Annotated in this window: 12 protein-coding genes and 1 pseudogene; 1 reads left to right on the top strand and 12 read right to left on the bottom strand. The window is 44.8% G+C overall.

The window, feature by feature from the left end; all coding sequences use genetic code 11:
* Window positions 1-12: 12 nt before the first annotated feature.
* Window positions 13-987, bottom strand: a complete 975-nt coding sequence (gene cysB / locus RH88_RS10985; protein WP_005595897.1) for an HTH-type transcriptional regulator CysB — start codon at window positions 985-987, stop codon at window positions 13-15.
* A 351-nt stretch (window positions 988-1,338) separates the two neighbouring features.
* Between cysB and RH88_RS10980 the strand changes: the two genes are divergently transcribed.
* Entirely contained in the window at window positions 1,339-2,103 is a 765-nt protein-coding gene (locus RH88_RS10980; RefSeq protein WP_005595896.1) for a hypothetical protein, read from the top strand.
* Window positions 2,104-2,255: 152 nt separating this feature from the next.
* Here RH88_RS10980 and pyrF read toward each other — a convergent pair whose 3' ends face one another.
* The 11 genes and pseudogenes from pyrF to clpX form a co-directional block, all read right to left on the bottom strand.
* On the bottom strand, window positions 2,256-2,951 hold the full coding sequence (gene pyrF / locus RH88_RS10975; RefSeq protein ID WP_005595895.1) for an orotidine-5'-phosphate decarboxylase: 696 nt from the start codon (window positions 2,949-2,951) through the stop codon (window positions 2,256-2,258).
* An 85-nt stretch (window positions 2,952-3,036) separates the two neighbouring features.
* Window positions 3,037-4,206, bottom strand: coding sequence for a lipopolysaccharide assembly protein LapB (gene lapB, locus RH88_RS10970; RefSeq protein ID WP_005595890.1), 1,170 nt, complete (start codon window positions 4,204-4,206; stop codon window positions 3,037-3,039).
* A gap of 25 nt (window positions 4,207-4,231) precedes the next feature.
* Complete coding sequence (locus RH88_RS10965; protein WP_005595889.1) at window positions 4,232-4,510, bottom strand: LapA family protein; 279 nt, start codon at window positions 4,508-4,510, stop codon at window positions 4,232-4,234.
* A 133-nt stretch (window positions 4,511-4,643) separates the two neighbouring features.
* A complete protein-coding gene (ihfB, locus tag RH88_RS10960) occupies window positions 4,644-4,925 on the bottom strand; it encodes an integration host factor subunit beta (RefSeq protein WP_005595888.1) in 282 nt (93 codons plus the stop codon).
* A gap of 202 nt (window positions 4,926-5,127) precedes the next feature.
* A complete protein-coding gene (gene rpsA, locus RH88_RS10955; RefSeq protein WP_005595887.1) occupies window positions 5,128-6,798 on the bottom strand; it encodes a 30S ribosomal protein S1 in 1,671 nt (556 codons plus the stop codon).
* 108 nt (window positions 6,799-6,906) lie between these two features.
* Window positions 6,907-7,587 carry a (d)CMP kinase gene (gene cmk, locus RH88_RS10950; protein WP_005595886.1) on the bottom strand — a complete coding sequence of 227 codons (681 nt, stop codon included), beginning with the start codon at window positions 7,585-7,587 and terminating at the stop codon, window positions 6,907-6,909.
* Window positions 7,588-7,866: 279 nt separating this feature from the next.
* Window positions 7,867-8,181: a ComEA family DNA-binding protein gene (locus RH88_RS10945; protein ID WP_005595884.1), complete on the bottom strand. Its 315-nt coding sequence runs from the start codon at window positions 8,179-8,181 to the stop codon at window positions 7,867-7,869.
* A 137-nt stretch (window positions 8,182-8,318) separates the two neighbouring features.
* Window positions 8,319-10,178, bottom strand: coding sequence for a peptidylprolyl isomerase (gene ppiD, locus RH88_RS10940; RefSeq protein ID WP_005595883.1), 1,860 nt, complete (start codon window positions 10,176-10,178; stop codon window positions 8,319-8,321).
* Window positions 10,179-10,349: 171 nt separating this feature from the next.
* Window positions 10,350-10,628: pseudogene (locus RH88_RS10935) on the bottom strand (HU family DNA-binding protein); the annotation flags it as partial.
* 187 nt (window positions 10,629-10,815) lie between these two features.
* Complete coding sequence (gene lon, locus RH88_RS10930; protein ID WP_005595880.1) at window positions 10,816-13,167, bottom strand: endopeptidase La; 2,352 nt, start codon at window positions 13,165-13,167, stop codon at window positions 10,816-10,818.
* A 125-nt stretch (window positions 13,168-13,292) separates the two neighbouring features.
* Window positions 13,293-14,573, bottom strand: coding sequence for an ATP-dependent protease ATP-binding subunit ClpX (clpX, locus tag RH88_RS10925; protein ID WP_005595878.1), 1,281 nt, complete (start codon window positions 14,571-14,573; stop codon window positions 13,293-13,295).
* Window positions 14,574-14,686: the final 113 nt, after the last annotated feature.

Below are 14,686 nucleotides of genomic sequence, written 5' to 3'. Positions count from 1 at the left end.
TTTTATAGTGAATTAACGCACTGGCAATTCGATGTCTTTGAACATTTCTTCAATTTCTGCACTCGATTTAAGCGACAATGCTTGTTCAACCACTGGACGGGTTAAGTGTGGTGCAAAGCGCACCATAAAGTCGAACATATAAGAGCGCAAGAAAGTACCACGGCGGAAGCCAATACTGGTGGTGCTGGCACTGAAGATATGACTAGCATCAATCGCAACCAAATCATGATCTTGTTCTTTGTCGATCGCCATACTCGCAATCACACCTACGCCCATACCCATACGTACATAGGTCTTAATCACATCGGCATCGGTTGCCGTGAAGACCACTTTTGGTGTCAAACCTACTTTGTTAAACGCGGTATCCAACTCTGAGCGACCAGTAAAGCCAAATACATACGTGACCAACGGGTACGAAGCAAGATCTTCAATCGTCACTTTGGCTTTTTGCGCCAGAGCATGATCTTTAGGCACCACAATTGAGCGGTTCCAGTGATAACACGGCAGCATAATCGCATCTTGGTAAAGGTGCAGCGCTTCAGTCGCAATCGCAAAATTAGCGGTGCCCTTGGCAATCGCCTCAGACATCTGGCTTGGCGTGCCCTGATGCATGTGCAGCGACACTTTTGGGTAACGAGCAGTAAAGCCTTTAATCACATCTGGCAGCGCATAACGAGCTTGAGTATGCGTAGTGGAGATATTCAATGTGCCCATCTCAGGGTGAGTATGCTCACCAGCGACCGCTTTAATGCTCTCAACGCGAGCCAAAATTTCTTGTGAAATACGGACAATATCTTCACCCGCCGTAGTCACTTGAGTTAAGTGTTTACCGCTGCGCTCAAAGATTTGAATACCCAGTTCATCTTCTAATAAACGAACTTGTTTACTGATGCCAGGCTGAGAGGTGAATAGACTCTCTGCGGTAGCGGATACGTTTAAATTGTGATTGACTACTTCAACAATGTACTTCAGCTGTTGTAACTTCATTCTCGACCTCGTAATCCCTTATCGACGTGCAGATTAATATAACAAAGTCATCACTCTATAGTGAGAGAGTTCAAGAATTCGTTACATAGATTATAATATTTAGTTATAACGCCTCTGAGTTCAAATTGGTAGCGAAAATGCCCATTTCCCCCGATTAACGGGGCTGTGTTGAATTTATAAACACGAATTTTGCAATCGAAAGCTCAGTTTCTCGTCTGAAATTATCTTTTCAATATGAATCAAACCAGCAACACGCAATAATAGCGGAGTGTCAGAATATTTGGTGCCTTAGGCTAGCAGAATCGTGTATGCTTACTGGCTAGCCATCATAAACTAAAGATAACGGAATTTATGAATATTGGTTTAATCATTGCTTTAGTCGCCATCTTGTTGGTACTTGTTCTCGGTTACAACATCATTCTCCAATACAACGCAAAAGTTGCTACGGCGAGAAAACAAGAAAGCGCGCGCTATATTGCAATCATCGATGCCACTGAAGAGTTGATTGGCCACGCCCATCACATGCCTTTCAGCAAAGAATTATTGCTTTGCCTCAACAACCGTATTCTTGACGCTGTGCAAAACATGCATGAGCTGGATCCAAAGAATAAGCAACTTGAGCAAAGGGTCGAACACGTAAAGCAGCAGATCGAAAACCTGAAAACGAATTTTCAAGGTGGCGAAAGCGCTGCATTCAAAGTTCCAAGCAGCGATAAACAAGCGATTGTGATGCTGAAATTGGTTAAACGTCTACGTGACACCGTACGTAATGAACACAACAAAGGCCGCTTTGATACCGAAGCATACGTCGCCGAAAATGCGCGCCTTGAAGGCATTCAAGTACGCATTAACATCGAAAACGTAGTAAAGCGTTCCAAAGATGCGATTGTTCGTGGTCAACCTGGCACGGCGATTCAATTGTTGCGTAAAGGCTTAGATGTCCTAGCAACCAAAAATGATGCTTACTCAGCTACAGCGCGTGAAAAGCTGCAAACTATGTATGATGAGATTGAAAAGCGCCGTCAGAATCAAAGCGCAACCGAATTGCAGCAAATCGCTGACAAAGAGCGTGAAGAAGATATGGACGTTCTATTCGGTGAAAAGAAGAAGTGGTAAACACTGCCCTACTATTCTCAATAGCTCATACCAAAGGTCGCATCCGCGGCCTTTTTTTATCATTTCAAATAAGAGTTTTAGAGAGCCGATAAAACAAAAGGCCAGCTCTCGCTGACCTCTTTTCAATCTAATCTCGCTAAGTGCCAGTACAATTACGCTAGTGTCGCGTTAATCTCAGCCAAAACTTGTGCTGGATTGATAGCTTGCGTGATAGGACGACCAATAACAAGGTAATCAGAGCCGGCTTGAATCGCTTCTACTGGCGTCATGATACGGCGCTGATCGCCTTGTTCTGAGCCTGCAGGGCGAATGCCCGGAGTGATCAATTTGAACTCTTGGCCTAGCTCTGCTTTCAGCATCGACGATTCATGCGCTGAACAAACCACACCATCCAAACCGGCATTCTTGGTTAAGCTTGCAAGACGAATCACTTGATCTTTTGGTGCCATATCTAAACCGATGCCCGCAAGGTCACTTTGCTCCATACTGGTTAATACCGTCACACCAATGAGTAGCGGACGATCTTTGCCATACGGCCCGAGGATTTCACGCGACGCAGCCATCATACGCTCACCACCACTGGCGTGTACGTTAACCATCCATACACCCATCTCTGCTGCGGCACGTACTGCCTTCGAACAAGTGTTTGGGATATCGTGGAATTTCAGATCAAGGAAAACAGAGAAGCCGCGCTTATGCAGCTCTTTGACGAAATCAGGACCAAACAGCGTAAACATTTCTTTGCCTACTTTCAGACGGCATGACGCAGGGTCAATACGATCTACAAAGGCAAATGCGTCCGCTTGGTTGTCATAATCCAGTGCTACGATGACTTTTTGGTCGATCATTTCATCTCCTAATTAACTTATTATTGTGCTTAAACGTTTTTTATTTAAAAAAATGCAGCTAATAAATTAGCTGCATTAAAATCCATTATTCGCCATCCAATCCGCGGATTGGCTTAATCGTGCCCCAGCCCTTACATGAAGGACAGTGCCAATACATTGAGTGGGTTGAGAAACCACATTTACGGCATCGATAATGCGGTTTAACTTTAAGTTGTTCGCCCACAAGCTTTTGTAAGGTAGCCAAACTCTCTTTCGCTCGCCCTTCTTCAGCATTGATCAAGTGGTAATCCATCAAGCGGAAGAAGCCCTTCATGGTTGGGTTCTTAACTAACTGGCGAGTTAATAGCTCTTGAGCTGCACCTGGCCCTTCATGCTGAGCGACAAGTTGTGCCAACATCAATTCGGCAGATACACCAGCTTTGCTGGCGATACATTGACGTAAGAACTCAAGCAACTCATCTTCTTGTCCCAGATGATGGTAACAGTCAGCTAACGTTGGCAGCACTTCACTAATGAAATCGATATCTTGCTCAATCACCGTCGTAAGATATTTGATGGTGTGCAGATAGTCTTCACTCTCAAGATATAACTTACCTAATGCGATACTGGCTCGCACACATTTAGGATCTTCATTGAGAGCGCGTTTGAAATGAGTAATCGCCTCTTGACGGTCGCCTTCAGCTTGATCTTGCATTGCCATTTCACAATAGAAGTGAGCAATGCTGCTACGCATGCGTTTACGGCCTAATTTCACCAACAACTGAGCATAATGCGTCGCCTTATGCCATTCTCGTGTCTGCTGGTAGATTGCGACTAACTGCTGCAGTGCCGCTTCACGATGATCCGGCTCTTCAACCAACTGCTCGAAGATTTTTTCAGCACGGTCAAGAAAACCTGAGGCCATGTAGTCTTTAGCCAACTGCTGCAAAGCAATATTTTTTTGATCGATCGTCAAACCAGAACGAGAGATGAGATTTTGGTGAATGCGAATCGCACGGTCTACTTCACCACGCGAGCGAAACAAGTTACCCAACGCCAAGTGAGTATCAATGGTGTCGTCATCCACTTGAAGTAGTTCGATAAAGTGATCAACAGCCTTATCAGACTGATCTGATAACAGCAGGTTAAGACCCATCACATACTGGCGGGATATTTGATTCGAGTGTTTCTGCTTGTCTTGCTGGGCGCTACGATTACCCATATACCAGCCGTAAGCGGCGGCAATTGGCAATAACAAGAAGAGTATTTCTAGCATTGAGGAAAAAGTCTACCTATCTCGATTACGCTTTATTCTGTACAACCTCAGTAGAGGCTGGAGTGAGCTTTTTAAGCTGCTTGTTCAGTTTACGGATCTGAAGCTGTGACTTCAGATGAAGAGTGCCAAAAATAATCCATGCGACTGCAAAGCCGGTAACAAAAACCACACCAAGCAAGGTTGATAGATGAAAGTCTCCCTGAGCTAACAGGTAGTTAAAATTCACAACCGCTTGATTTTGCGAGCCTAACGCCAACGCGACTAGAAACAAAGCTAATACGATAACGATTTTTATAATTTTCATAGTCCATTACCCATCCGAAAATCTGCTGCTAAGATTATGCAGTAAAACCTATAAACACTCCATGGTTATCTTACCATAGGCAAAAAAAGGCGGTGTGCTAGAAGCAAACCGCCTTTTTATTATTCAATTCGAATTAACCTAGGTTCACTCGTTCACGCAATTCTTTGCCTGGTTTGAAGTGAGGTACGTATTTACCTTCTAATTCAACTTTATCGCCGGTCTTAGGGTTACGACCTGTACGTGGCTCACGGTAGTGAAGTGAGAAACTACCAAAACCGCGAATCTCGATGCGATCGCCCTTTTCAAGCGTTGATGCCATATGTTCAAGAATGTCTTTTACCGCATCTTCGACTTCTTTTGCTGAAAGATGTGTTTGCTCAGCGCAAAGTCTTTCAATCAATTCAGACTTAGTCATAATTTCCCTCGTAGAGTAATTTATCACTTATTATAGTAACTAATACCAATTCCAACAAACACTTGCTATCAATTCTAGACAATATTTGAACAACATGCGCAAGTATGATTCAGCTTGTTGACTCGTTGTTGCAGAAATTGGTTTTAGCCCACACAAATAAAAAAGGAGCCTTGCGGCTCCTTTTTGCTATAAGGGAATAAAATTATTCGCCTTTAGCTGCTTTGAAAGCGTCTGCCATAGCGTTACCGAATGCAGCGTCATCTTGCTTGTTGATAGATGCCATTGCTTCTTGCTCATCAGCTTCATCTTTAGCTTTGATAGATAGGTTGATTACGCGGTTCTTACGGTCTACACCAGTAAATTTCGCTTCAACGCTGTCACCAACGCTTAGGATTAGAGATGCGTCTTCTACGCGGTCACGAGCGATTTCAGAAACGCGGATGTAACCTTCTACGCCTTCTTCAAGCTCGATTGTTGCGCCTTTAGCATCAACAGCAGTAACAGTACCGTTAACAAGAACGCCTTTCTTCTTCTCTGCAACGTAAGCATTGAATGGGTCATTTTCCATTTGCTTAACGCCTAGAGAGATGCGCTCACGCTCTGCGTCTACTGCTAGAACAACTGCAGAGATCTCGTCGCCTTTCTTGTACTCACGTACAGCTTCTTCGCCAGCAACATTCCAAGAAATGTCAGATAGGTGAACTAGACCGTCGATGCCGCCGTCTAGACCGATGAAGATACCGAAGTCAGTGATAGACTTGATCTTACCAGTCACTTTGTCGCCTTTAGCTTGCGCTTCAGCGAATGACTGCCAAGGGTTAGCTTTACACTGTTTTAGACCTAGAGAGATACGACGACGTTCTTCGTCGATCTCAAGAACCATAACCTCAACTTCGTCGCCAACATTAACAACTTTAGATGGGTGGATGTTCTTGTTAGTCCAATCCATTTCAGAAACGTGAACTAGACCTTCAACGCCTTCTTCGATTTCAACGAAGCAGCCGTAATCAGTTAGGTTAGTAACACGACCAGAAAGCTTGTGACCTTCTGGGTAACGTTTAGCGATTGCTACCCATGGATCTTCGCCAAGTTGCTTAAGACCTAGTGATACGCGAGTACGCTCACGATCGAACTTAAGAACTTTAACTAGGATTTCGTCACCTACGTTAACGATTTCTGATGGGTGCTTAACGCGTTTCCATGCCATATCAGTGATATGTAGAAGACCGTCAACACCACCTAGATCAACGAATGCACCGTAGTCAGTAAGGTTCTTAACGATACCTTTAACTTCTGCGCCTTCTTGTAGGTTTTCAAGTAGCTCATCACGTTCAACGCTGTTTTCAGATTCGATAACTGCGCGACGAGAAACAACTACGTTGTTACGCTTCTGGTCAAGCTTGATAACTTTGAACTCTAGCTCTTTGTTTTCAAGGTGAGCAGTGTCACGGATAGGACGTACGTCTACTAGAGAACCTGGAAGGAAAGCACGGATACCGTTTAGTTCAACAGTGAAACCGCCTTTAACTTTACCGTTGATGATACCAACAACAGTTTCAGCTTCTTCGTAAGCTTTCTCAAGAACGATCCAAGCTTCGTGACGTTTCGCTTTCTCACGAGAAAGTTGAGTTTCACCGAAACCATCTTCAACAGCGTCTAGAGCTACGTCTACTTCGTCGCCAACAGCAACTTCAAGTTCGCCAGCAGCGTTCTTGAATTGCTCTGCTGGGATAGCAGATTCAGACTTAAGACCAGCGTCAACAAGAACGAAACCGTTCTCGATAGCTACTACAGTACCTTTAACGATGCTGCCTTGTTGGAATTCAGTTTCGTTCAGAAACTCTTCAAAGAGTTGAGCAAAAGATTCAGTCATTTATTTGATCTTCAATAAATTAAACGTCCACGGGTATCCTACCGCATGGGGTTATTAAATTCGCCAGCCATCATCCTTGCGGCCGACGCTCTGAGCTGACCCCGCGAATTACGCAGTCAGTTTAGATTCGATATATTGTAGTGCTTTTTCGACCACTTCGTCGATACCCATCGACGTAGAGTCCAGCACAAGCGCATCCTCTGCAGGGCGCAACGGCGCCACTGGGCGATTACGATCACGATCGTCACGCTCTTGGATCTCGCTTAAAAGGTCAGCAAAGTTAACATCTAACCCTTTCTCTTGCAACTGTTTAAGACGGCGCTGAGCACGTTCATCGGCACTTGCATCGAGGAAGATTTTCACTTCAGCTTGAGGAAAGACCACTGTACCCATGTCACGACCATCGGCCACTAGGCCTTTGCCATCAGCGAACGCACGCTGACGACGTAGCAATGCTTCTCGCACTCGAGGTAGCGCAGCAACCTTAGATGCCGCCATGCCCGTTTGCTCTTTACGCAGCTCACCCGAGACATCTTCGCCTTCAAGGATGACCTTAACCAATTCGCCTTCAGCAATAAACTGCACATCTAAGTGCGTTGCCAATGCAACCAGTGAATCTTCAGTTTCAAGATCAACACCGTGGTGAATTGCGGCTAAAGCAAGTACGCGATAAATAGCACCAGAATCTAGCAAATGAAACTCTAGCTTGTTAGCGAGTTGCATACAAAGCGTGCCTTTACCCGCACCACTTGGTCCATCAACGGTGATAACCGGCGTATGAGAGGACATGAATTACTCCAAGTTGTTTGCGCCACTGCAATGCTGCTATGGCTTTCGGCGAGAAATTATAGTGCTATTTGCCGCTAGGTTCTAGGGAAGTTTTAGCTAATTAGTTGGTCATTTAAAGAGAAAAGAAAAACCCAAGGGAAATTGGTTATCCCTTGGGCATTTTGCTGGCAATCTGGATTGATAGATTGCTAAAACGTGGCCTAAGCCGTGATAACCGCAGAGGTCATCGTCACCGAACGATGAACACCTCAGCAGTCAGTGCCGTTTCAACTCGCCACTTTACAGTTCAATCCGGCCAACATTTTTGGCCACAGTAGCCTCACCCACTCCGCTTACTTTCGCCAGATCTTCAATTCGCTTAAATGGCCCTTGTTGGTCACGATAATCGACAATCGCCTGCGCTTTAGTTAAGCCGATGCCCTTGAGCAAATCCGCTATTTCTTGTGCCGATGCTTGATTAACGTTAACGACAATTTCAATGCCATCATATTTTGGGTTTTCAGGTGGAGAATCTGGTTGTTGTTCTGCCAAAACGGCAGTAAAAGGAAGCGAAAAAGTGAGTACAACAGAAAGAACAAGCGCTTTGATATTCATGACAATTCCTTATGTTCATAGTGGTGGAATAGCCAGCATAATCAGTTCAGAAGCATTTGTTGATTGCAATAGTGAGAAACAAAACGGGCTGCCAAAGCAACCCGTTTTAATATTTATATCATTTACATTGATAAGACTTATTGAGTCACAGCAAAGTATTCGATATCCGTCGTTTTACGCAGAATGCTAATCAAACCACTTAGGTCTTGTTGTGCATTCATTTGTACCATCTGTTCAGCGATTTGGTCGTTGTATTGCGTGGTAAACATATCTGAAACCGACAGCAACTCAACAATAGCAACATCGCCATTGAAGACTTTTGCTTGTGCATATTCAACTTTGCCTTCCGCAGGTTTCGCCATCGCGAACACAACGTCAGCAAGGTGTGAACCACGGTCGATGTTTTCAATATCACCAAACGCTAAGCCGTTCTCAGCCAATACTGCTTGATTGCCCGCTTTTAGCTCAGCAACCACTGTCTTAGCCAACTCAATCGCGTTCTGTTCACCTTTCACTTTTGATAGTTGCGCGACAACTTGATCACGTACAGCTTCAAGCGGTAAAACGGTCTCATCACGTGCATCTTCAACACGAACCACGATAACGTGCTCTGGTGCAATTTCGATCACTTCAGAGTTCAAACCATCTTCTTTCACTTCTGGGCTAAGAATCGCTTGAATCACTGCTGGTGATTTTAGGATTTCTGGCGCATCCACTTGAGAAATAAAGTCTGTCGTTTCGATCTTCGCGTTAACCGCTTCAGCGGCATCGTCCAGTGAATCTGGGTATTCAAAAGCGACTTTTTCAAGTTCGCTTTGCAACTCGTAGTACTGGTCGATCGCTTGCTGATCACGCATTTCTTGTTTGATGGTTGCCGCAACTTCAGCCAATGGCTTCGCCACTGAATCTTTCAACGCATCAAGCTTGATGATGTGGTAACCAAAGTTCGATTTCACTAAGCCAGAGATGTCGCCTGGATTTTTAAGCGCGAAAGCGGCTTCTTCAAAGGCAGGATCCATGGTGTCACGTTCGATAAAGCCAAGTGAACCCCCTTCTTCTGCACTGCCAACATCTTCTGATTTTTCTTCAGCAAGCGTTGCGAAATCAGCACCAGCATTCAATTCATCTAGAATCGCTTGCGCTTTCGCTTCGTCGTCACCTTGAACAAGGATGTGGCTTACTTCACGCTGCTCTTCAGATGAGTATTTATCAAGATGCGCTTGGTAGTACGCTTGTACGTCAGCATCATCAATCTGAATGTTTTGTTTTAGCGCTTCTGCAGACAACTCAATGTAGGCAACCTTCACTTGTTCTGGACGAGTGTAGCGCTCTGGATTTTGCTTGTAGTATTCGGCAATTTCTTCGTCAGTCAGTTGCACTTTTTGTGCGAAATCCGCCAACGCTAGGTTGATGGTTTTCACTTCACGTGTTTGCATCAGCAGTTCGCTTTGCGCGTTCACTTCACCTGGAAGAGAAAAATCACTCGCTTGGACTGCCGTCACTAACTGGTTACGTACGAGATCACGACGTAGGTATTGAGCAAAGCTCTCAGGGCTAAAGCCTGCACGACGTAGTGCTGATTGGTACACTTCTTGGTTGAAGACACCTTCAACTTGGAATTGTGGCATTGATAGCAATAGCGCACGAACCTGTGCATCACCCACTCGTAGACCTAGTGTTTGAGCGTGTTGCTCTAACAAGGCATCATTCACCATACGGTCAAGAACAGATTGGCGGAAAGATTCTACGTAGCTTGGATCAGCCAGTAAGTTTGAGAAATAATCACCAAGCTGAGCTTGCATACGATTACGTTCGTTTTGGTAAGCCTGTTCGAAATCACCACGACTGATTTCGACATTCCCAACTTTAGCCGCAACGTTGTTAGTACCACCAACGATGTAGCTACCTACTCCCGCAAATACGAAAGACAGGATAATCAGGCTTAGGATAATTTTAACCGCGATGCTATTCACGCCTTCGCGTAATCGATCCATCATACTATTGTTACTCTCCGCGAATGATCCGTTATCGTCTCGGCATGAGACAACACGGCTTCTATTTAAAATAATTTCGGTAGCGAGATGATATCAGAAAAAGAAATGCGCATCAGTAGGATGCGCATAAATTAAAACGGTTCTAACAAACTACTGACGCGTAGCTTGTTTAGATTAGTTGCAAGAATCTTTTAGTGCTTTACCAGCTTTGAAAGAAGGTACTTTCGCTTCAGCGATTTGGATTTCTGCGCCAGTCTTAGGGTTACGACCTGTGCGAGCTGCACGAGTACGAACGCTGAAAGTACCAAAGCCAACTAGAGCAACTTGGTCGCCTGATTGTAGAGTACCGCTTACCGCCTCGATGAATGCGTCTAGGGCACGGCCAGCTGCTGCTTTAGATAGGTCTGAGTTTTCTGCGATTTTTTCTACTAATTGAGTTTTGTTCACGGTATTTCCCCTTTGGGCCGTCTGTTATTATTTTGTAAGACGGCTATTCGTTCCATTTAGTTTCAAATTCAGCTCTACCCCTTATCTATCAAGGGTTCAAGCTACAGTGGCTAAAGTTAGCTTCCAAAAAAAACGCTGACAAGCATTTTTCAGCTAATCAGCGTAATCTTTTACTTATTTTTGCTGCACATCACTATTTTTCAGTAGTGAACTCAACACCGGATGGATCTCTTTCCAAAGCAACGCTCAGAACCTCATCAATCCACTGTACTGGAATGACTTTCAAGTCTGCGATCACGTTCTCAGGAATCTCTTCCAAATCACGTTCGTTGTCTTTCGGGATCAGCACGGTTTTGATGCCGCCACGGTGCGCAGCAAGCAGTTTTTCCTTCAAACCACCGATCGGTAAAACTTCACCACGCAGGGTAATTTCACCTGTCATCGCCACTTCTGCTTTTACAGGGTTACCCGTTAGGCTAGAAACCAATGCGGTACACATTGCGATACCCGCACTTGGACCATCTTTTGGCGTTGCACCTTCAGGAACGTGCACGTGGATGTCACGCTTCTCGTAGAAGTCTGAGTTAATACCCAGTTTTTCCGCACGAGTACGGACCACCGTCATCGCCGCTTGAATCGACTCTTGCATCACTTCGCCAAGTGAACCCGTTTGAGTTAACTTGCCTTTGCCCGGCATAGATTCAGTTTCAATCGTCAGCAAATCGCCACCGACTTCTGTCCATGCAAGACCCGTGACTTGACCAATACGGTTGCTGTCATCCGCTTTGCCGAAGTCAAAACGTTGCACGCCCAAGTACTCTTTCAAGTTATCAATTGAGACAGTCACCGACTTCAGTTCGCTGTTAAGCAAGATGTTCTTCACTGCTTTACGGCAAATCTTCGAGATTTCGCGCTCTAAACTACGTACACCCGCTTCACGTGTGTAGTAACGGATAATGCCGATGATCGCAGAATCTTCGATGGTGATTTCGTTAGGCTTCAAACCATTGCGTTTTACCTGCTTATCCAACAGGTGACTTTTCGCGATGTTTAGCTTCTCATCTTCGGTGTAACCCGATAGACGAATCACTTCCATACGGTCCAATAGCGGCCCAGGAATGTTCATCGAGTTTGATGTTGCAACGAACATCACATCTGACAAATCATAATCCACTTCTAGGTAATGATCGTTGAACGCATTATTTTGTTCAGGATCAAGTACTTCAAGTAGTGCTGATGATGGATCGCCACGCATGTCTGATGACATTTTGTCGATTTCGTCCAATAGGAACAGTGGGTTTTTCACGCCAACTTTCGACATTTTCTGAATCAGTTTGCCTGGCATAGAGCCAATGTAAGTACGACGGTGACCACGAATTTCCGCTTCGTCACGAACCCCACCCAGCGCCATACGGACGTATTGACGACCCGTTGCCGAAGCAATTGAGCGACCGAGTGACGTTTTACCCACACCTGGAGGACCAACCAAACATAAGATTGGGCCTTTAAGTTTGTTGATTCGGTTTTGTACCGCCAAGTACTCAAGAATACGTTCTTTCACGCGCTCTAAGCCGTAGTGATCTTCATTTAAGATCTCTTCCGCTTTGGCAAGGTTCTTTTTAACCTTAGTGCGTTTAGACCATGGCACACCGATCATCCAATCAATGTAGCCACGAACCACGGTCGCTTCTGCTGACATTGGCGACATCATTTTTAATTTTTGCAGTTCTTGTTCGGTTTTCTCGCGCGCTTCTTGCGGCATTTTTGACTCTTCGATTTTCTTTTTCAGAACTTCGAATTCATCAATGCCATCTTCGCCTTCGCCAAGCTCTTTCTGAATCGCTTTCATTTGCTCATTCAGATAGTACTCACGCTGCGATTTTTCCATCTGCTTTTTCACACGAGTGCGAATACGCTTTTCAACTTGCAGGATATCGATCTCTGATTCCATCTGGCCCATAAGGAACTCAAGACGTTCAGTGATATCAAGGATCTCAAGAACTTTTTGCTTATCGACTAATTTAAGCGGCATGTGAGCGGCGATCGTATCGGCGAGACGAGCAGCTTCATCAATACCGTTTAATGAGGTCAATACTTCTGGCGGGATCTTGCTATTCAGCTTGATAAAGCCTTCAAATTGATTGATCGCACTACGTACAATGACTTCTTGTTCGCGTTCATCCAGATCATTAGTCACCAGATATTCTGCGTCTGCCAAGAAGAATTCGTTTTCGATAAACTGATGAATTTTGGCGCGTTGTTGACCTTCAACCAGCACTTTAACTGTGCCATCTGGAAGTTTTAGCAACTGTAGAATAGTCGCCACTGTACCGACAGAGAACAAATCGTCTTTGGTCGGTTCTTCAGTGTCGGCTTCTTTTTGCGCCACCAACATTACCTGCTTATTGGATTCCATCGCGGCCTCTAAGCAAGCAATCGACTTCTCTCGGCCAACAAACAAAGGAATTACCATGTGCGGGTAAACTACTACGTCTCGTAGAGGTAGTACGGGGATCTCGATACGTTCGGAACGTTCCAAGTTCATATTATTCTCTCTTCCGCTTAGTCTTATCAGAAATATATGGGGGCTAATTGATTGGATTCAATAGAGGAATAAAAAAAGGAGGATTTCATATCCTCCTTTTTTATTGGCTGTAACTAGTGACGAAATTACGATTCCGCGCCAGCAGCTTGGCTGTCTGTGTTGCTGTAAATTAGCAGTGGTTCAGACTCACCATTGATTACTGATTCATCAATCACAACTTTACTTACGTTGTCCATTGAAGGCAGTTCATACATGGTCTCAAGCAATACAGCTTCTAGAATTGAACGTAGACCACGAGCACCTGTTTTACGATCCATCGCTTTTTTAGCAATAGCACGTAGTGCATCTTCGCGGAATTCCAATTCAGAATCTTCAAGTTCAAATAGCGCAGCGTACTGTTTCGTTAGTGCGTTCTTTGGCTCACAAAGAATTTGGATTAACGCTTCTTCATCCAATTCAGTCAGTGTCGTTGTTACTGGTAGACGACCGATGAATTCAGGAATAAGACCGTATTTAACCAAATCTTCAGGCTCAACTTGCTTAAACAGTTCGCCAACGGTTTTGTTTTCGTCTTTTGAACGCACTTCTGCGCCAAAGCCGATACCAGCACCGGTTGCAACACGTTGATCAATGACTTTATCTAGGCCAGCAAATGCGCCGCCACAGATGAAGAGGATCTTCGATGTATCAACTTGAAGGAATTCTTGTTGAGGGTGCTTACGGCCACCTTGTGGTGGAACTGAAGCAACGGTACCTTCGATAAGTTTTAGTAGCGCTTGTTGAACACCTTCACCAGACACGTCACGCGTGATTGATGGGTTTTCAGCTTTACGAGAGATCTTATCGATTTCATCAATGTAAACAATACCACGCTCTGCTTTCGCCACGTCGTAATCACATTTCTGAAGTAACTTCTGGATGATGTTTTCTACGTCTTCACCTACGTAACCTGCTTCTGTCAGGGTAGTAGCATCCGCCATAGTAAACGGTACATCTAGGAAGCGAGCCAACGTTTCTGCAAGCAGTGTTTTACCACTACCGGTTGGACCGATAAGCAGAATGTTACTCTTACCAAGCTCAACACCTTCGCTCGTTGTATCACCATTACGCAAACGCTTGTAGTGGTTGTAAACGGCTACGGCTAGCACTTTTTTAGCGTAATCTTGGCCAATCACATAATCATCGAGGTGCTCACGAATCTCGCGTGGCTTAGGCAACGCTTCAGATTGTTTCTTAGGAAGCACATCTTTGACTTCTTCGCGAATAATGTCGTTACATAGATCAACACATTCATCGCAAACGTAGACTGACGGACCGGCGATTAACTTGCGAACTTCGTGCTGGCTTTTGCCGCAGAAAGAGCAGTACAGCAGCTTACTGCCGCTCTCTTTGCTTTTATCTGTCATTCGCTAACCTCTTAGCCTTAACTCTATACGCTTTGAGTGTATAACAGTTTGGGGTAACTTTCCCCTCAGAATTGAGCAGAACCTCCGCTCAATTCAGCTAAACTGGACTCAAA

The organism is Vibrio scophthalmi LMG 19158, from assembly GCF_000222585.1.
Lineage (GTDB): Bacteria > Pseudomonadota > Gammaproteobacteria > Enterobacterales > Vibrionaceae > Vibrio > Vibrio scophthalmi.
The sequence above is the reverse complement of the archived record's forward strand: the minus strand, read 5'-3'. Positions and strand labels throughout refer to the sequence as shown.